The sequence below is a fragment of the Micromonospora sp. HM5-17 genome (assembly GCF_003762835.1).
GTDB lineage: Bacteria > Actinomycetota > Actinomycetes > Mycobacteriales > Micromonosporaceae > Plantactinospora.
In genome coordinates this window covers 638,036-655,932 of the sequence record NZ_RJWA01000001.1, presented here as the reverse complement: position 1 = coordinate 655,932, position 17,897 = coordinate 638,036, and the positions used below count along the sequence as shown (strand labels likewise).

The 17,897-nt window shown below is 71.9% G+C and carries 13 protein-coding genes; 8 read left to right on the top strand and 5 right to left on the bottom strand.

Annotation, left to right across the window (positions count from 1 at the left end; translation table 11 throughout):
* Positions 1–118 precede the first annotated feature (118 nt).
* Positions 119–2,206, top strand: a complete 2,088-nt coding sequence (locus EF879_RS02985; protein ID WP_123554364.1) for a S9 family peptidase — start codon at positions 119–121, stop codon at positions 2,204–2,206.
* Between the two features lie 53 nt (positions 2,207–2,259).
* Here the strand turns inward: EF879_RS02985 and EF879_RS02980 are convergent, their stop codons facing one another.
* Positions 2,260–3,876 carry an ADP-ribosyltransferase domain-containing protein gene (locus EF879_RS02980; RefSeq protein ID WP_123554362.1) on the bottom strand — a complete coding sequence of 539 codons (1,617 nt, stop codon included), beginning with the start codon at positions 3,874–3,876 and terminating at the stop codon, positions 2,260–2,262.
* Between the two features lie 275 nt (positions 3,877–4,151).
* Between EF879_RS02980 and EF879_RS02975 the strand changes: the two genes are divergently transcribed.
* Together EF879_RS02975 and EF879_RS02970 are read left to right on the top strand one after the other, a co-directional pair.
* Complete coding sequence (locus EF879_RS02975) at positions 4,152–4,817, top strand: macro domain-containing protein (RefSeq protein WP_123554360.1); 666 nt, start codon at positions 4,152–4,154, stop codon at positions 4,815–4,817.
* Between the two features lie 267 nt (positions 4,818–5,084).
* Entirely contained in the window at positions 5,085–6,314 is a 1,230-nt protein-coding gene (locus tag EF879_RS02970) for a glycoside hydrolase family 16 protein (protein ID WP_123554358.1), read from the top strand.
* A gap of 190 nt (positions 6,315–6,504) precedes the next feature.
* Here EF879_RS02970 and EF879_RS02965 read toward each other — a convergent pair whose 3' ends face one another.
* The gene (locus EF879_RS02965) at positions 6,505–7,461 is read right to left on the bottom strand and encodes a threonine/serine dehydratase (RefSeq protein WP_123554356.1); all 957 of its coding nucleotides are present in this window, start codon (positions 7,459–7,461) and stop codon (positions 6,505–6,507) included.
* A 129-nt stretch (positions 7,462–7,590) separates the two neighbouring features.
* Between EF879_RS02965 and EF879_RS02960 the strand changes: the two genes are divergently transcribed.
* Positions 7,591–8,415: a hypothetical protein gene (locus EF879_RS02960; RefSeq protein WP_123554354.1), complete on the top strand. Its 825-nt coding sequence runs from the start codon at positions 7,591–7,593 to the stop codon at positions 8,413–8,415.
* 150 nt (positions 8,416–8,565) lie between these two features.
* The gene (locus tag EF879_RS02955) at positions 8,566–8,919 is read left to right on the top strand and encodes an STAS domain-containing protein (protein ID WP_123554352.1); all 354 of its coding nucleotides are present in this window, start codon (positions 8,566–8,568) and stop codon (positions 8,917–8,919) included.
* Between the two features lie 127 nt (positions 8,920–9,046).
* Here EF879_RS02955 and EF879_RS02950 read toward each other — a convergent pair whose 3' ends face one another.
* A complete protein-coding gene (locus EF879_RS02950) occupies positions 9,047–9,907 on the bottom strand; it encodes a peptidase (RefSeq protein ID WP_233604237.1) in 861 nt (286 codons plus the stop codon).
* A gap of 86 nt (positions 9,908–9,993) precedes the next feature.
* Positions 9,994–11,298, bottom strand: a complete 1,305-nt coding sequence (locus EF879_RS02945; protein ID WP_123554350.1) for a VWA domain-containing protein — start codon at positions 11,296–11,298, stop codon at positions 9,994–9,996.
* Positions 11,299–11,489: 191 nt separating this feature from the next.
* Here EF879_RS02945 and mscL point away from each other — a divergent pair, with 191 nt between their 5' ends.
* Positions 11,490–11,978: a large conductance mechanosensitive channel protein MscL gene (mscL, locus tag EF879_RS02940; protein WP_123554348.1), complete on the top strand. Its 489-nt coding sequence runs from the start codon at positions 11,490–11,492 to the stop codon at positions 11,976–11,978.
* Between the two features lie 129 nt (positions 11,979–12,107).
* A complete protein-coding gene (locus tag EF879_RS02935; RefSeq protein WP_123554346.1) occupies positions 12,108–12,347 on the top strand; it encodes a hypothetical protein in 240 nt (79 codons plus the stop codon).
* Positions 12,348–12,410: 63 nt separating this feature from the next.
* On the opposite strand, the gene EF879_RS02930 is transcribed toward EF879_RS02935, so the two are convergent.
* Complete coding sequence (locus tag EF879_RS02930) at positions 12,411–13,343, bottom strand: SCO2521 family protein (protein WP_148086343.1); 933 nt, start codon at positions 13,341–13,343, stop codon at positions 12,411–12,413.
* Positions 13,344–13,509: 166 nt separating this feature from the next.
* Here EF879_RS02930 and EF879_RS02925 point away from each other — a divergent pair, with 166 nt between their 5' ends.
* Positions 13,510–17,871 carry a HEAT repeat domain-containing protein gene (locus EF879_RS02925; RefSeq protein ID WP_123554342.1) on the top strand — a complete coding sequence of 1,454 codons (4,362 nt, stop codon included), beginning with the start codon at positions 13,510–13,512 and terminating at the stop codon, positions 17,869–17,871.
* Positions 17,872–17,897: the final 26 nt, after the last annotated feature.

Here is a 17,897-nt window from a genome sequence, read left to right as displayed (position 1 = left end):
CCCGGCGCCGGTCGCCGGCGCCACCGCCTCGGCTCGGACGGCACCGCTCCCAGGGGGACCGAATCGCGGCCCGTGCCGGGGCGCGACCGGGTGCCGCTCCGGGCGGTAACGTGACCGGGTGAACACTGAGAGGACCGCCGCCCCGGTCGCCAAGCGGGTGCCGACCGAGCGCACCCACCACGGCGACACGGTGATCGACGAGTACGCCTGGCTCGCCGCGAAGGACGACCCGGAGACCATCGCGTACCTGACCGCCGAAAACGCCTACACCGAGCAGCGGACGGCCGAGCTGGCCACGCTGCGGGAAACCCTGTTCACCGAGACGAAGACCCGCACCCAGGAGACCGACCTCTCGGTGCCCACCCGCAAGGGCGGGTACTGGTACTACACCCGCACGGTCGAGGGACAGCAGTACGGCATCCACTGCCGGCGCGCGGTCCGAGACGGGGAGACGGACCCGCCGATGCCGGCCGACGGCGCGCCGCTGGAGGGTGAGGAGATCCTGCTCGACGGCAACCAGCTCGCCGAGGGGCACGACTTCTTCGCCCTGGGGACCTTCGACGTCAGCCCGGACGGCCGGTGGCTCGCGTACTCCACGGACTTCGCCGGCAACGAGCGGTTCACGCTGCGGGTGAAGGACCTGCGGACCGGCGAGGTACTCGCCGACGAGGTGCCGGAGACGTTCTACGGCAGCGCCTGGTCCGCCGACGGCTCGACGCTGTTCTACCTGACCGTCGACGACGCCTGGCGGCCGTACCGGGTGTGGCGGCACGTGGTCGGCACCCCGGCGTCGGACGACCAGATCGTCTACGAGGAGCGCGACGAGCGCTTCTGGGTCGGCGTCGGGCTGACCCGCTCCGAGCGGTTCGTCGTCATCGACTCCCACAGCAAGATCACCAGCGAGGTGCGGGTCATCCCGGCGGACAACCCGACCGCCGAACCGGCGGTCATCGCGCCGCGCCGGCAGGGCGTCGAATACTCGATCGAGCACCACGGCCACCGGTTCCTGATCCTGCACAACGACGGCGCCGAGGACTTCGCGCTCGCGTACACCTCGGCGGACCACCCCGGGGACTGGGTGCCGCTGATACCGCACTCTCCCGGCACCCGGCTGGAGGCGGTGGACGCCTTCGCCAACCACATCGTCGTGTCGCTGCGAACCGGCGGGTTGACCGGGATCCGGGTGCTGCCGGACGGCACCGGCGACTCCTACGACATCGACTTCCCCGAGCCGCTCTACAGCGTCGGGCTGGACAGCAACCCGGAGTACCACACCAGCACGATCCGGCTGCACTACGCCTCGATGGTCACCCCGGACTCCGTCTACGACTACGACCTGGTGACCCGGCAGATGGTGCTGCGCAAGCGCAAGCCGGTGCTCGGCGGCTTCGACCCGGCCCGGTACGAGCAGCACCGGGACTGGGCGGTCGCCGACGACGGCACCCGGGTGCCGATCTCGCTGGTCTGCCGGGCCGGCACCCCCCGGGACGGCTCGGCCCCCTGTGTGCTCTACGGCTACGGCTCGTACGAGGCCAGCATGGACCCCTGGTTCTCGATCCCCCGGCTCTCCCTGCTGGACCGGGGCGTGGTCTTCGCGATCGCGCACGTCCGGGGCGGCGGCGAGCTGGGACGCCGGTGGTACGAGACCGGCAAGCTGCTGGCCAAGAAGAACACCTTCACCGATTTCGTCGCCGCCGCCCGACACCTCGCGAAGGCGGGCTGGACGTCGGCGGACCGGCTCGTCGCCCGGGGCGGCTCGGCCGGTGGGCTCCTGATGGGGGCGGTGGCGAACCTGGCGCCGGACGCCTTCTGCGGGATCGTCGCCCAGGTGCCGTTCGTCGACCCGCTCACCTCGATCCTCGACCCGTCACTGCCGCTCACCGTCACGGAGTGGGAGGAGTGGGGCAACCCGCTGGAGGATCCCGAGGTGTACGCGTACATGAAGTCGTACTCGCCGTACGAGAACGTCACCGCGCAGGACTACCCGGCGATCCTCGCGGTGACCAGCCTCAACGACACCCGCGTCCTGTACCACGAGCCGGCCAAGTGGATCGCGCGGCTGCGCGCCGTCGCTCCGGACGGCGACTACCTGCTGAAGACCGAGATGGGCGCCGGGCACGGCGGCCCGAGCGGCCGGTACGACTCCTGGAAGGAGGAGGCGTTCATCACCGCCTGGATCCTCGACCGCTTCGGAATCCGGGAGTGATCGTCAGGGGGCCGGGCGGACGGGACCCGACCCGCGCGGCCCCCTGACGCCGCTCACCTCACCAGGCCCGGCTCGGCGAGTTCGGTCAGCCGCACGGTGCAGAGCCCGCCGCGTTCGGTCAGCACGTCCGTGACGGTGAGCTGGGTGCCGGGCGCGAGGATGTACTCCTCCTCGTCGGTGAACGCGGAGAACTGCCGGATTCCCACGGCCCGTACGGGACGTACCTCGAAGAGGGTCCGTCGGCCGCGACGGCCGAGGAACGCCTTGGCCACGCTCAACTTTGAGGTGCACGAGGAGACGCCCCACCAGGTCACGGTCCGGCCGACCGGGTACTGCGACCGCAGGTCGAGCGACACCCCGCGCCAGAGCGGCTCGGTGCGGACCGGCAGCCGCGACACGGCCGAGAAGAGCAGCCGCAGGTACGGCAGGTACGGCACCACCTTGCCGCGGTCGGGGTCCCGCAGGGTGGCGTTGAGCTGCCGGTAGAACGCCGACTCGCAGGTGTAGAGGTAGAGCGCGGCGATCTCGTCGGCGGAGAGGCCGACGGTGGTCTCTTCCGCCCGCCTCGTGGCGAACTCGTGCGACTCCGTGACGTACCAGTCGAGACCGGAGAGCACCTTCGTCACCGGGGCGATCGCCTCCCGGAAGTTCATCAGCGGGGTGTCGAAGACACCGGTGATCGCCGGGAGGACCAGACCCTCGTCCTTGACGCTGGCGAGCCGTTCCAGGTAGAGCTGGTGCAGCTCCATTGTGGAGGCGATGAACGCCCCCATCCGGTTGGCCGTCTCCACGTCCGGCCCGCCGGCCTGCGCCGCGGCCTCGCTCCACCCCACGCTGGGCAGCCAGTCGATCTCGTCGGCGCCGAGCGCCGCGAGCGCCGCGTTCACCATCGCGAAGTGGTCGCCGTCGCAGAAGATGTCGCCCTGTGCCGCCGGGTTGGCGTGGTCGAGGTGCCGGACCCGCACCCCGGGGTACTTCTTCTGGAGCCTGGCCACGACGCTCTTCAGGCCGCGGGCGTGCGCGCCCCACCAGGCGAACACCACACCCCGGTCCGGCTCGTCGGCGTCCTGCTTGGCCTTCAGGATCTCCTCGATCACGGCTTCGACGACCGGCCGCCAGAACGCGGTGTGCGCGTCGGTGGCCATCGCCCCGTCGCTGCTGGCGGTGAGGGCCGCGTTCAGCAGCAGGACGCCCTGGGTGAGCATCGCCTGGAACCACTCCGGCGGCTGCACGGTGTTGTGCTCGCGCAGCAGGGCCCGGATGTCGGCGATCGGCGTCTTCTTGGGGATGCCGTACTTCCACATCGCCGCCGCCTTGATGATGCAGCGGATGCTGACGACCCGGCCGAACTGGCTGTCGTCCCAGTGGTGGAAGGTGTTGTCGAACATCGCGATACCCGTGGCGCTCTCCGGCCGCGGGTACGGGTTCTGGCCGAAGACGACGACCTTCCACCTGTGCGGTGGGTGGGGCTTGAGCGCCTGGAAGGTCAGCTCCCGGACGGGGACGACCTGCGGGCTGCGGTTCGGGCCGATGAACGTCTCCGCCGCCGGCTGTGCCTCGATGACCGGCTTCAGCAGCGGAAGCCACGGCTCCCCGCCACCCGCGAAGAGTGGGGCGAGGTCCAGCGGGTCGTTCGGGTCGGACGGGGTGGTTGCGGTGTTGTCGCTCATCACAGACTCCCGGCTGGGCTGTCGGCGGTCGTCGCGTTGTCGGACGTCGGCGCGAACGCTGGGTGGGTGATCGTCGCGACGCACGGCCGGATGGCCGACCCGTCGCCGATCGGGGTCGCCGGGAAAGATAGGGCACCCCTCCGACCACATCCGGGTGTCGGGGCGCCCTGGTAGCTTCCGTGGCCGCTGGAAGCACGCATCCCCGCGAGCCGGAGTGAGTCATGACCAACAGGCAACAAGCTGAGGCGACGAGCGACACGCAGCAGACTGAGCCGATGACCGACAGGCAGGTGAAGCCGCAGCTCAAGGTGGTGCTGACCGACATCAACCCGCGGGTGGTGGAGGCGTGGCGTTCGGCGTTCGCCGACACTCCCGAGGTCGAGATCCACCAGGGGTCCATTCTCGACCAGCACGTCGACGCCTGGGTCAGCCCGACGAACTCGCGCGGCCGGATGGACGGCGGGGTCGACGCGGTTATCAAGCGGTACCTCGGGCCGGGAATTCAGCTCCGGGTGCAGCGGGCGATCCGTGACCGGTTCGGTGGGTCGCTGCCGGTGGGCAGCGCGGTCTGCGTACCGTCCGGGGCGGCCAACCCGAAGTTCGTGATCTCGACGCCGACGATGGTGCGGCCGGCCCAGGACGTGAGCGCGACGCTGAACGTGGCGCTGGCCTGCGCCGCCGCGTTCCAGGCGATCCATTTGCAGAACGAGACGGAGCCGGACAGCATCCGGTCGGTGGCACTGGTCGGCCTGGGTGCGGCGACCGGCCGGGTGCCGGCGCAGGTCTGCGCCAACCTGATGTGGAGCGGCTACACCCTGTTCCACGACCACCGCTTCCACGACTACGACGAGTTGCGGCAGACGATCCGCGCACAGCTCGACGACATCGAGCGCCAGCCGACGCAGCGGGTACGGATCAGGCCACCCCGGCCGCGTCGCTGACCGGTGGGGATACGTCGATCCGCCCCGGCCCTCTCTCGTCTGTCCGGTGGGACGCGCGGCCCGGTGGGAGGTGGCGGTACGGCGGAGGCCTCCCCGCCGTACCGCGGTCGGCCCCGCTCCGCCGTGGTGTCGGCCCACCTCGACGATTCCGGCCGGCAAGGTCGGCCGAGACGCCAGCGACGCCGTACCGCAGGTTTTAGTTAAGAAGACCGAGGTTTTCAGTTAGGAACCTTGTCAGAAATCGGGCGGTGATATACAACCATCTACATGCGTGTGCGACGACCCCCCCTGGTCCTGGCCCTGCTGGGCATGGGCCTGGCCGCGACGCTGGTGGCCACCCCGACCAGCCCGGCCAGCGCGGAACCCGGCGCGCTCGTCTGGAGTGACGAGTTCAACGCCCCGGCGGGCACCCCGCCGGACCCGAACAAGTGGCGGCACGACATCGGCGGCGGCGGCTGGGGAAACAACGAGCGGCAGTACTACACCGACAGCACCAGCAACGCCGCGCACGACGGCAACGGCAACCTGGTGATCACCGCCCGCCGGGAGAACCCGGCCAACTACCAATGTCACTACGGCCGCTGCGAGTACACCTCGGCGCGGCTGCTCACCGCCAACACCTTCACCCAGACGTACGGCCGGTTCGAGGCACGGATCAAGATTCCGCGCGGGCAGGGGATCTGGCCGGCGTTCTGGATGCTCGGTGGCCTGCCGTGGCCGGACCGCGGCGAGATCGACATCATGGAGAACATCGGCCGTGAGCCAAACCGGGTGTACGGCACGCTACACGGCCCCGGCTACTCCGGCGGCAACGCGATCAGCAGCTCCTACACGCTGCCGAGCGGGAACTTCGCCGACGCCTTCCACACCTTCGCGGTCGACTGGGCGCCGGACTCGGTCACCTGGTACGTCGACGGCATTCAGTACGCCCGCAAGACCCCGGCGGACCTGCGTGGCAACCCCTGGGTCTTCGACCACCCGTTCTTCATGATCATGAACGTCGCGGTCGGCGGTAACTGGCCCGGCTACCCGGACGCCACCACCACGTTCCCGCAGCAGATGCTGGTCGACTACGTCCGGGTCTGGGCCTGGAACACGGGTGGCGGCAACCCCGGCACCACCGGCGCGATCATCGGGTACGCCAACAAGTGCATCGACATCCCCGGGGCGAACCCGGCCGACGGCACCCAGTTGCAGATCTGGGACTGCAACGGCGCCGTCGCCCAGCAGTGGACGTTCGCCACCGACGGCACGGTACGGGCGATGGGCAAGTGCATGGACGTGGCCTGGGGTTCGACCGCGAACGGCGCCAACATCCAGATCGTCGGCTGCAACGGCAACCCGGCCCAGCAGTTCGTGCTCAGCGCCGCCGGTGACCTGGTGAACCCACAGGCGAACAAGTGCGTCGACGTACGGGACTGGAACTCGGCCAACGGCGCCAAGCTCCAGCTCTGGGAGTGCACCGGCGGGGCGAACCAGAAGTGGCGACGCGGCTGAGGCCGGCCGCTCCCTCCTCCGGCCCCACGCTCGTCGCCGACCGACCACACCCCGTCCGACCACACCCCGGGCGGCGCCGCGCCGGATCCGCGGCGCCGCCCGTCGAGGCCGGCGTCGTACCGGCGCGGGCCAACTCACCGCCCGGGACCGCGTCACGCCGGTCCGGGCCGACTCACCGCCCGGCACACCGTCAGGCCGGCTCGGGCCGGGTCACCGCCGCGACGAGCACGGCCGGGTCGACGTTCCCGCCGCTGACGACCGCCACCGTACGGCCGGCGGGCAGCTCGGCGGCGTGGAACATCCGGGCCGCCGTCGCGACCGCACCGCTCGGCTCGACGACCAGCCGGACGTGCCGGACCAGCCGGGCGGTGGCCGCGGCAATCTCGTCCTCGCTCACCGTGACGATGCCGTCCAGCCGTTCCCGCAGGTGGGCGAGGGTCAACGCGGAGAGGTTGGTCCGCAGCCCGTCGGCGCTCGTCCGGTAGGTCCGGGCCGGCTCCCAGATCCGTAGCTCCCCGGCGGTCAGCGAGTCCCGGGCGTCGGCCGCCAGTTCCGGCTCGACCCCGATCACCGCGGTCGTCGGACACAGCGCCTTGACCGCGGTGGCGACTCCGGAGGCGAGCCCGCCACCGCCGACCGGGACCAGCACCACGTCGACCTCGGGCAGGTCCTCGACGATCTCGACCCCGATGGTGCCCTGACCGGCGATGATCCGGCGGTCGTCGAAGGGCGGGATCAGCGTCCGCCCCTGCTCCGCGGCGATCCGCTCGGCGGCGGCCAGCCGCTCGGCCGGTGGGACCATCCGGACCTCGGCGCCGAGCGCCCGTACCCGTTCGATCTTGATCTCCGGAGCGCCCTCCGGGATCACCACGGTGCACGGCACGCCGTGCACCCGGGCGGCGTACGCCAGGGCCTGTCCGTGGTTCCCCGAGGAGTGCGTGACCACGCCCCTGGCCCGCCGCGCGGGGTCGAGCCGGGCCACCGCGTGGGTCGCACCGCGGAGCTTGAACGAGCCGACCGGTTGCAGGCTCTCCGGCTTGACCCAGAGCCGTTCGTCCCAGGGACAGCGCAGCAGCGGGGTACGTACCGCGACGCCGACCAGGTCGTCCGCCGCCTGCTGGACGTCGCCGAGGGTCACGAGATCCACGCCGCCATCCTGCCACCGGCGGCGCCGCCACTTCGTCGCCGCCGGTGGTCCGAATGACGATCCCTACCGGGACTATTCCGACCAAAGCCTAATATCTTCTCAAGGCGTACCGACGACACGGGGACCGCGATGACCAGGCCCGAGCAGTCCGGCGAGGATCCGCACCAGCCCGGTGCCGGGTCCGACGGACCGTCGGACGGTGGCAGAGCCGCCGGGTTCCCGGAGCCCGGCAGGCAGCCCGACGAGCACGGCGACGGACCGGCCGGCGAGCCGAGCCCCGCACGGGCTGCCGGCCCCGGCGCCAAGGCGGCCCCCGAACCGGGCGTCCCACCCGACGCCGGGCGGAGCGCGGTGCCCAACCGCGAACCCGACGCCGGGCCGGGCGGGGAGCGACGGCCCGGCCAGCCGGCCACACCGCCCGGCGAGCCGGGACCGGAGCCGGGCGTCCGCTCGTGGGAGTGGGCGATCGACCCGGCGCCGCCGGAGGGGCCGGACCAGGAGCCGGTGGCCGACCCCCTGGCGGGACGGTCGGTGGACGCCCCGGACTGGTCCACCCCGGAAACACCGGCCAGCACGCCGCCGCTGAGCGGATATCCGCACCCCGTGTCCTGGCCGGCGCACACCGCGGGGCAGGGAAACCCGCCGAATCCGCCCCGGGAGAGACCCAGGCCGGGCACCGTCGTACCGGAGTTCGGCCAGCCGGGCGACCGTCGGTGGTGGTTCCTGCTCGGCATCGTCGCGGCACTGCTCTCCTGCTGCTGCGTCGCTGCCGGACTGATCGCCCTGGCCTGGGGCCCAGAACTCTACGGCGGGCTGCACGGGCGGGACCACCGGATGGTCCGTCTCGACGAACCACCCGAAGCGGCGAACCCGGGTCCCGGGTGTGTCAGATCCGGTACGGCCACGCCCGTGGGTGACCGGTCGTGCGGAGCGTCGCCGCGGACCGGTGCGTAGCCCGGCTGGAGCAGGTACGCCGAGGGCACGAGGTGACCGGGCCGGGCGACGGGCGGTCACGCCGTCTCCCCGCGAGCCCGCCGTTGGTCGAGGGTGCGTCGCGGACCGGATGGGAGTACGTTCGACCGATATCCCAGCAGGAGGTCCCACATGTCCCTGACCGTGCACACCGAAGAGCGTGCCGACGTGGTCGTCGTATTGGTCGCGGGCGAACTCGACATGGCCACCGCGCCGGGGCTCCAGGACCAGATCACGGATCTGCTCGACAAGGGGAAGAACCGGCTGGTCTTCGACCTGACCGACCTCACGTTCTGTGACTCGACCGGCCTCTCCGTCTTCGTCCGCGCCCGCACCGACGCCGACGAGGCCGGCGGTGTCGTGCGCTTGGCCGCCCCGCGCCGGAGCGTACTGCGGATTCTCGAGGTCAGCGGCCTGGTGGAGGTGCTACAGACCTACCCCTCGGTCGAGGAGGCGGTGGCCGGGGGCACTCCGATCCGCGCCTGACCGACGCTCCGCGAGCGGCCGGGGCTGGGTACGGCCCGGGACCAGGAGCCGGCGCACCGGCCCGGGCGCCCGCCGCGGGGGTGGACGTCCGGGCCGGTCGCGATGGTCCGCGAGCCGGCGAGGCCGGTCAGCGTACGGGTCGTCGGGGTCGACGGGTCAGACCGAAGCCGACGACACCGGCGATCGCGGCCAACACGCCGCCGGCGGAGGTCCAGATCCAGCGGGACGAGAAGCCGTCGAACCATCCCTCGAACCAGCCGTCGAACCAGCCATCGTCGTCGTCCTCGCCGGCGGCCAGCTCCGGCCGGCCCGAGGCGCCCGGCGCGGGGGTGGCGTCCGGCGTGGCGCCCGTCAGGACCTTCCCCGGCTCGGTCGCCGGTACCAGTGGCGCCTTCAGGTCGCCGTCCTCGAGCGGGGTGTCCGTGTCGTCGATCGTGCTGACCAGCAGCTCCACCCGAACCGGCAGGCCCAGGTCCTCCTCCGGCAGATCCGTGACGGAGAGCCGTACGTAGTAGGTGCCGGGCAGCGGGTCGCCGGACCACGGTTCGGCCCAGGGCCGGACCGTCCGCAGCCTGCACCCGAGGGTCACCTGTGCGTCGTTGGGTCCGGCGGTCGGGGTCTGGGCTCCCGCGGTACAGGCCTGGCGACGCCGCAGCCCGTCGAAGACGTCGACCGTCCAGGTGGCGGCACCGTGCCGGCTGCTGCCGGGGGGTAGGGCCACCGTGATCGCGACCTCGTTGGTCTCCCCGGCCGAGCCCGGGAACGACCAGTACAGGTAGTCGCCGAGGGAGGCGGGGACCTTGACCGGCTGTCCAAGCCCGATCGCGGTCGCGGTCAGGAACGAGGTGCCGGCCTTGGTGACCGTCACGGCTCCGGGCGAGGGGGTGGGTGTCGTCGGGGCGGCGGTGGCCGGTACGGCCGGCAGCAGCACGGAGGCGGCGACGGCCAGGATCGACGGGGCGGCCCGGCGCAGCAGGCCACGGCCCATCCTCGATCGGCTCACCCTCGTGCGGTCCATCCTCGGTCGCCCTCCCCTCGATCGTCCCGTCCGCGATCGGCTCGTCGTCCGGAGGCTCATCGGTTCTCCCTCCAGGTGGCCACCCACCAGCGGGTCAGCCAACCGGCCAGCAGTCCGGTGACCAGCCCGGCCACGGTCAGCACGCCGAGCAGCAGCCAGCCCCGGCCGAGACCGGGACTGTTCGGCGCGGGCGAGCGCTCGACCACGTCGATGGTCAGCTCGATCGGCATACCCGGTGCCTGGGCGGAGACCGATCCCGGCGCGGAGAAGGAGTTGCTCACCACCAGGCAGACGGTCAGAACGGGATCGGGCGCGTCCTCGTCGTCGGCGTCCTCCTCGTCGTCATCCTCCTCACGCAGCGCCTCGTCCGGCTCGGTGGCCGACCAGCGGAGCCCGGCGGAGAGGACGTCCGTCCGGCCGCTGCCGGCGTCCGTACCGCGGACGAGTTCGCGCCCGTCGGGAGCGACGGCGCGGAGCAGCACCCCGTAATCCCGGTTGAGCGGCCGGTCCAGCCCGATGCTGACCGAGGCCCGCAGTTCCTGGTCGGGCCGGACCGTCACCCGGTACCAGCGGTGCTCGGAGAACCGCTCGCGGTCGGTGTAGACGCCGGGGGTGAGCAACGGCGCCTTGGCGCAGTCGCCGGAGCCGGCGACGATGGCCGGGGTGCGGGTGTAGGTGTCCTTGGCCCGGTCCACCAACTGCTTGAGCCGGTCGGTCAGCTGTTCCACGCTCTGGGCGGCGGTGTACGTCCCGCCGGTGGCGGCGGCGATGCAGACAAGCTGCCGACGTACCTTCTCGTCGGGGGCCAGGCCGAGGGTGTCGATGACCAGGCGGATGCCCTGCGCCGCCAGTTCCCGCGCCACATCACAGGGGTCGGGCGGGGCGCAGGTGTCCTCGCCGTCGGTGATGAGCACGATCCGTCGGGTCGTACCCCCGGTGCCCAGATCCTCGGCCGCGGCGCGCAGCGCGAGACCGACCGGGGTGAAGCCGGTCGGGCGCAGCCCGGCGATGGCATTCTTGGCCTTTACCCGGTCGACCGGGCCGACCGGCACGATCTGCTGGGTGTCCTGGCAGCCCTTCTTTTTGTCGTTGCCCGGGTAGGTGGCGCCCAGTACCCGAATACCGAGGTGCGTTTCGTCCGGCAGCGCGTCCACCACCTCGCCGAATGCCTGTTGGGCGACCGAGATCCGGCTGCGACCGCCGATGTCGTTGGCCCGCATCGAACCGCTGACGTCGAGGACGAGCTCTACTTTGGGCGGCTCTCCCTCAGGCACGTCTGCCCTGGCCGGCGAGATGCCAGGCAGGACAAGGGCAGCCGTCAGTCCTAAGAGGACTCCGATGGATCGTTGAAGAATGATCACGCCGGAGCATCCTAATCAGACGGTTATTCCGCACCGGTCGCGACCGACGAATGTGACGAGCCGGGCCGCGCCGCCGACGAAGCCGATCGTGGGGCCGACGCCGCGCCTCACGCGGTGACGACCGGATGATCCGCCGAGCCGGCCGGCACATAGGTTGTCCGTCGACATCGGCAACCCCAACGGAGAGACGGATGCTCAAGGGTTTCAGAGACTTCATCATGCGCGGCAACGTCGTCGATCTGGCGGTCGGCGTCGTCATCGGAGCGGCGTTCACCGGCATGGTCACCGCGTTCACCAACTCGTTTCTCAAGCCGCTGATCAGTCTGGTCGGTAGCGGTGAGGGCATCAGGGCGGGCGCCTGGAAACTCCCCAACGGCGTCCTCGTCGACTGGGCCGGCTTCGTCAACGCGGTGATCACCTTCTTCATGACCGCGGCCGTCCTCTACTTCCTTGTGGTCTTCCCGATGAACAAGCTCACCGAGCGGCTGCGCCGGGGCGAGGTGGCGCCGCCACCCGTACCGAGCGAGGAGATCAAGCTGCTGACCGAGATCCGGGACGCGCTGGTCGCCGCCAACCGGGCGGCCGGGCAACGGCCGGGCGGGACCCCCGGGACGGCACCGGGAGCCGGGTACCGCGCCGACGACCCGTACGGCCACCTGCCGGCCGCGCGCCGCCCCTGAGCCGGACGACGGGGGTGGGCGGTCGGGGAGTGCCGGCCGGCAGCCCACCTCCGGACCCGGGTTCCACCCGTCAGGGGAGTTTCACAACCCGACAACCAAATCGAACGTACGTTCGATAAGGTCTCGAGCATGGAGCAGCGAAAGCACTGGTGGAACGGCCAGTGGGGGCGCCTGGCACGACGTGACGTCTACCTGCGGACCGACGCCGACCGGTGGCACGTGGAGCAGCGGACCGGCGGTGCCGAGGGCGTCTCCCGGTTCTACGAGTTCGACAGCGAGGAGGCCGCGTACGAGGCGATCCGGGCCCTGCTGGTCGGCTCGGACACCTGGCGCGAACTCTCCCCCCGGCTGCCCGGCGGCTGGCAGTGAACCTGTCGGTGGCCCCGGCACCCGTACCGCCGGGGTCACCGCAGCCCACCGCACCGGCGGTGGTCAGCGCGCCGGCGCCTCCAGCAGGGCGATCGTGCTCAGCGTGACCTGGTCGCGGATCCGGGTGACCGAGGTCTGCCACTGTCGGGTGAAACCGGGCCGGTGTTCGAGGTCGCGCCAGACCGGCAGCACCGACTCGTCGAGCCGGGCCGCCGGCATCCACAGGTGCAGCAGGCAGTCGATCGCCGGCCGAAGCCGGTCGATCTTCTGCGCCCGGGTCCCGGGCCCGGTGAGGCTGAACTCCATCAGCGAGAGCAGCGTGGTCAGCAGCCAGTCGTGCAGGGCCAGGTCCTCACAGAGTTCGACCAACGCCGACACGTCGTCGTGTGGCGCCGTCAACTCCAGGGTTCGCAGCGTGTCGGACTCCACGCGGAAGGTCCCCCGGGGCTCCGCGGTGGCGTCCGGTGCCGGCCGGATCGCCCAGCGCAGCCGGGTCCGCTTGGTCCGAAACGGCGGGCGCCGGTCCAGCCGCGGCGAACTCTGCACCACGTCCATCAGCCGGGCGCTGACCGCGCCGAGGTTGAGCGTCTGCGGCTGCGGCGCCGGCGAGAGGAACCCCTGCGCGACGTCCGAGAAGTCGACCTTGCCGATCGTCTCCACCCGGCCCGGCCGGGACAGGTAGTGCGACCAGATCAACCGCCGGTTGCTCGCGGCCCGGTCGAGCCGGGTGTACGTCGAGCCCTGCACCACGTGCCCGCCGGTCACCGCGGCGTGTGACACCACCGTGCCGACGCCTCGGGTGACCCGGCCCGAGGCGGTGGGGAGGCGGCAGTCGACCCCGGTGAGCTGGTCGGGCGAGACCGCGTACGCGATCGGCCGCTCCGACCGGCGGACCCGCTGGCCGACCAGGAGATCGAGAAGCTGGGTGGTGTGGTCCAGCGACAGGGCGGTGGAGTTCTGCAGCAGTCCGGTATGGACCTCGCCCAGAGTCAGCATGGAACCCTCCACAGGCTCGCGGGTCACCGTGACCGGGGCGCACGAGGCCGATCGGTCGATGGCAATTTCATCATGATTCGATCCCGCAAACCGTCGCCGACCGGGTCGGCTTGCCGACCGTTGCTACGTTTGCCTCACGTGCCGCTCTCGCCCCCAAGGAGCCGCCGTGACCAAGGTCTATGTGTCGGCCACGTTTCGGGATCTCCAGGAGTGCCGGGCCGCGGTCCAACTCGCGCTCCGCCGGCTGCGGGTCGAGGACATGGCGATGGAGTCGTACGTGGCCGAGGACCGGCGCCCCCTGGAGAGGTGTCTGGCCGATGTCGCCAACTGCGACGTCTACGTCGGCATCTTCGCCTGGCGGTACGGCTTCATCCCGGTCGGGTACGACCGCTCGATCACGGAGTTGGAGTACCGCGAGGCACTCGCGCACGGCAAGCCCTGTCTGATCTTCCTCCTCGACGAGGAGGCGCCCTGGCCGCGTACCTTCATCGACCGGGGGGCCGACGCGGACAAGATCGAAGCGCTTCGCGCCGAGCTGGCGGAGCGGCACATGTGCAGCACGTTCCGCTCCTCCGCCGAGCTGGCCGCGATGGTCACCGCCGCCGTGGCCAACTGTCTCACCGACGCCGGCTTCACCAGCGGGGGTGGCATGCCGGCGTTGAGCCGGGACACCCTCCGGCAGTACTTCCTCCGGCTGCGTCAGCACTACGGGGTGCTGGACCTGGACGCGTTGACCCCGGAGCAGCAGACCGAGGACTACCTGCGCATCAGCCTGACGTCGATCTTCGTCGAGCAGTGGGTCCGCAAGGATCCGCCACCGGGCGAGCTGCCCCGGGCGTGGCCGCGCCCGCTCCGTTCGGCGGGGCGGCCCGGGGTCGACGACGGGCCGGCGGCGCCGGACCAACCAGACCTGACGGAGCCGCCGGAGTCGTACGACGCGAAGCCGCTGCGGCGGCTCCTCGACGTCCTCGGCGAGCCGGAGGAACGGGCGATCGTGCTGCTCGGCGACCCCGGCTCGGGCAAGTCGACGGCCGCCCGCTACGTGGCGCTGAGCCTCGCCGGTGGCCCGGCCGACGAGCGACTGAGCACGCTCGCCGGCCACCTGCCGCTCCTGATCGAGCTGCGGTCGTACGTCACCCTGATGGCCGAGGGCCGGTGCGAGAGCTTCATCGACTACCTGGACCACCGGGCCGGAATCGACGGGCTCGGCATCGAGCGCGCCGCGCTGCTCCGGCACCTCGGCGAGGACGGCCGGGCGGTGATGATCCTGGACGGGCTGGACGAGATCTTCGACCGACCCCGCCGCGAGGAGGTGGCGCGGCAGATCGCCAACTTCGCCGCCAACCACCCGAAGGTGCGGCTGATCGTCACCTCCCGGATCATCGGCTACTCCCGTCGGATCCTGACCAGCGCCGGATTCAGCCACTACACCCTCCAGGACCTGGACGAGGAGCAGACGGCCGAGTTCCTGTCGAACTGGTACCGGCTGGCGACCCGGGACCGTCCGGAAGACGCCGTCGCGCAACGCGCCCGGCTCCTGGCGGCGATGCGGCACTCGCACGCGATGCGGGAGCTGGCCGGAAACCCGCTGCTGCTGACCATCCTGGCGATCGTCGGCAAGCACCAGGTGCTGCCCCGGGAGCGATGGAAGCTGTACGACCACGCCGCGACCGTGCTGGTGCAGCAGTGGGACGTCGACCGGCACCTGCACGACCGCTCCGAGGTCGGTGACTTCCTCGACATCGAGGACAAGAAGGAACTGCTGCGCCGGCTGGCGTACCGGATGCAGGCGGTCGACCGCGGGCTGGCCGCGAACTCGATCGACCGGGCCGAGCTCTGCGAGGTCTTCGAGCGGTACCTGGTCGAACGCTACCGTCGCGATCCCCCGGCGGCCCGCGCCATCGCCCGGGCCATGATCGACCAGTTCCGGGAGCGCAACTTCATCCTCGGCCGGTACGACCCGCGGGTGTACGGGTTCGTACACCGCACCTTTCTGGAGTTCTTCTGCGCCGACGCGATCCTGGCGAAGTTCCAACACGACCAGGTCCTCTCCTTCGACGAGCTCAAGGAGCTGTTCCGCCGGCACTGGGCCGACCTCTCCTGGCGGGAGGTCCTGCGGCTGCTCGCCGGCGCGCTGCACGAGAACCACACCGCGGCGCTGATCCAGGTGCTGACCCGCGAGGTCAACCAGACCTGGCCGCCGGGCGCGTTCGACCCACCACCGTGGAACCTCGCCCTCGCGGTGCAGTGCCTGGCCGAGGTCCGGGCCCCGCACGCCGCCGTCGCCCGACCCGCCGAGGACCTGCTTCGCCGCCTCGTCCTCCTCCTCGAACACGGCGTCTCGATCGACGACCGGGAGACGGCCCGGCTCATCGAGGAGGAGATCCTTCCCGCCGCCCGGGCGGTCGGCCCGAACTGGCCCGGTCGCCAGGTCTACCTCTCCTGGTACCGCCGCCGTGGCGTCCGGGTCGTCTGGAGCCCGGTGTCGACGCACGCCGCCCGGTTGGCCGCGGTCCTCTCCACTCCGGCCGAGCGCATCGACGACCTCTTCGACGACATGCTCGGCCGGCTCGGCGAGAGCGCCGCCTCGTACGCCTCGGTCGCCGGCTTGGCCGAGGTCGCCCAGCTCGCCACGGCGGCCCGGGAGAGCCCGGCGCACCAGGCCGCCACGGCCCGGGCCCGGGCCCGACTGATCGCCCGAGCCCGCGACGACCGACACGCCGGGGTACGGCTCGCCGCCGTCCAGGCCCTCGGCGAGCGATTCGGCGCCGATCCCGAGGCCCGTGACCTCCTGATCGACCGCGTCCGCGCCGACGGCTACGCCGGGGTGCGACTCGCCGCCGTCCAGGCCCTCGGCGAACGGTTCCACGACGAGCCCCAGGTCCGCGACCTTCTCCGGGAGCGTGCCCGCGCCGACGAGCACGCCAGCGTCCGCCGGGCCGCGGTGCAGACCATCGGCGACCGGTACGGCGGCGACGAGGAACTGCGGGACGTCGTGCTCGGCTGCCTGCGCACCGACGGCGACGCCGAGGTGACCCGGGCCGCCGCCCAGGTGTTGATCGAGCGCTTCGGCGCCACCCGACAGGTCCGCACGCTGCTCACCAGCCGCGCCCACGACGACACCGACCCGGTCATCCGGCGCACCTCCGTCCGGATTCTCGGCGACCGGCTCGCCACCGACCACCAGGTCCGCACGCTGCTGGTCAACCGGATCCGGGCCGACCACGATCCCGGCGTGCTCCGGGCCGCCGCCCGGGCCGTGTTGGACGAGCGTGGGTCGGACGGCGCCATCGTGCGCGATCTGCTGGTCAGTCGCGCCCACGCCGACCCCGACGAGATCGTCCGCCGCACCGCCCTCCAGCTGCTGGTCGAGTCCTTCGACCACGACCGGGGTCTGCTCGACCTGCTGGTCGCGACCGCCCGGCAGGACAAGGACGGTGATGTCCGGCTGCTCGCCACCCGGACGCTGGCCGACGAGATCGGCACCGACGCGACCGTCGGCGCCGCGCTCGGGGAGCTGGCGCTCGGCGACAGCGACGCCCGGATCCGGCTCACCGCGGCGCAGGCCCTGGTCGAGCGGGTCGGGATGGACACCGCGGTCTGCGACGTGCTCGCCGGGCTCGCCCGCGACGACCGCGACGCCTCGGTACGGCTCGCCGCGGTCAACGCCCTTGCCGACATCGTCGGGCGCGACCTCAAGTGCCGGGACGTGGTGCTGGAGCGGGCCCGGGCCGACAGCGACGCCCGGGTCCGGGAGGCCGCGTTGCGGGCCCTGACCCGGCACCCGCAGGGCTCCGACGAGATCCAGGAGGTCCTGGTCGACCGGGCGCACCACGACCCGGACGCCACGGTCTTCGCCCTGGCCGCGACGGCGGTGATCCAGCACGGCGGGCCCCGGCCCGAGGTGTACGCCCTGCTGACCACCCGGGTACGCGGCGACGGCAACCCCCGGGTCCGGCTCGCCTCGGTACGGCTGCTGATCCAGAGCTTCGGCATCGACGCGGAGGTCCGCGAGGTGCTGCTGGAGCGGATCCGGCTGGACCCGGACCCGGACCTGGTCCGGGAGGCGGCGATCCAGCTCGCCGCACAGCTCGGCACCGACGTCGAGCAGTGCGAGGTGCTGATGACCCGCGCCGTCGGCGAGGACCCGCCGGTGCGGATCGTGGCGGGTCGGATCCTCGGGGAACAGTTCGGCGCCGACCGTACGGTCCGCGAGCTGTTGATCGAGCGGGCCGGTAACGATCCGGAGGTACAGGTCCGCCGCGAGGTGCTGCACGTCCTCGCCGAGCGGCTGGCCGAGTTTCCCGAGGTACGGACGCTCCTCGTCGAACGGCTCCGCGACCACGACTGGTCGGTCCGGGCCACCAGCCTGCTGGCGCTCGCCACCCACTTCGGCACCGACGGACAGATCCGGGCGCTCCTGGTCAACCTCGCCCGCGACGATCCGGACCCGGGCTTCCGGCGCCGGGCCGGTCAGGTCCTCACCTGGCTGCCGGATGCCGACCCCGACGACCTGCCGGACGCCTGATGCCCGCTTACGCCCCGACCCCGGCG

What these genes read in the sequence shown, in the direction of transcription:
- EF879_RS02980 (WP_123554362.1), bottom strand. Translation starts at nt 3,876, where the DNA reads ATGAGCGACAACACCGCAACCACCCCGTCCGACCCGAACGACCCGCTG.
- EF879_RS02975 (WP_123554360.1), top strand. Translation starts at nt 4,152, where the DNA reads ATGACCGACAGGCAGGTGAAGCCGCAGCTCAAGGTGGTGCTGACCGAC.
- EF879_RS02970 (WP_123554358.1), top strand. Translation starts at nt 5,085, where the DNA reads ATGCGTGTGCGACGACCCCCCCTGGTCCTGGCCCTGCTGGGCATGGGC.
- EF879_RS02960 (WP_123554354.1), top strand. Translation starts at nt 7,591, where the DNA reads ATGACCAGGCCCGAGCAGTCCGGCGAGGATCCGCACCAGCCCGGTGCC.
- EF879_RS02955 (WP_123554352.1), top strand. Translation starts at nt 8,566, where the DNA reads ATGTCCCTGACCGTGCACACCGAAGAGCGTGCCGACGTGGTCGTCGTA.
- EF879_RS02950 (WP_233604237.1), bottom strand. Translation starts at nt 9,907, where the DNA reads ATGGGCCGTGGCCTGCTGCGCCGGGCCGCCCCGTCGATCCTGGCCGTC.
- mscL (WP_123554348.1), top strand. Translation starts at nt 11,490, where the DNA reads ATGCTCAAGGGTTTCAGAGACTTCATCATGCGCGGCAACGTCGTCGAT.
- EF879_RS02935 (WP_123554346.1), top strand. Translation starts at nt 12,108, where the DNA reads ATGGAGCAGCGAAAGCACTGGTGGAACGGCCAGTGGGGGCGCCTGGCA.
- EF879_RS02930 (WP_148086343.1), bottom strand. Translation starts at nt 13,343, where the DNA reads ATGCTGACTCTGGGCGAGGTCCATACCGGACTGCTGCAGAACTCCACC.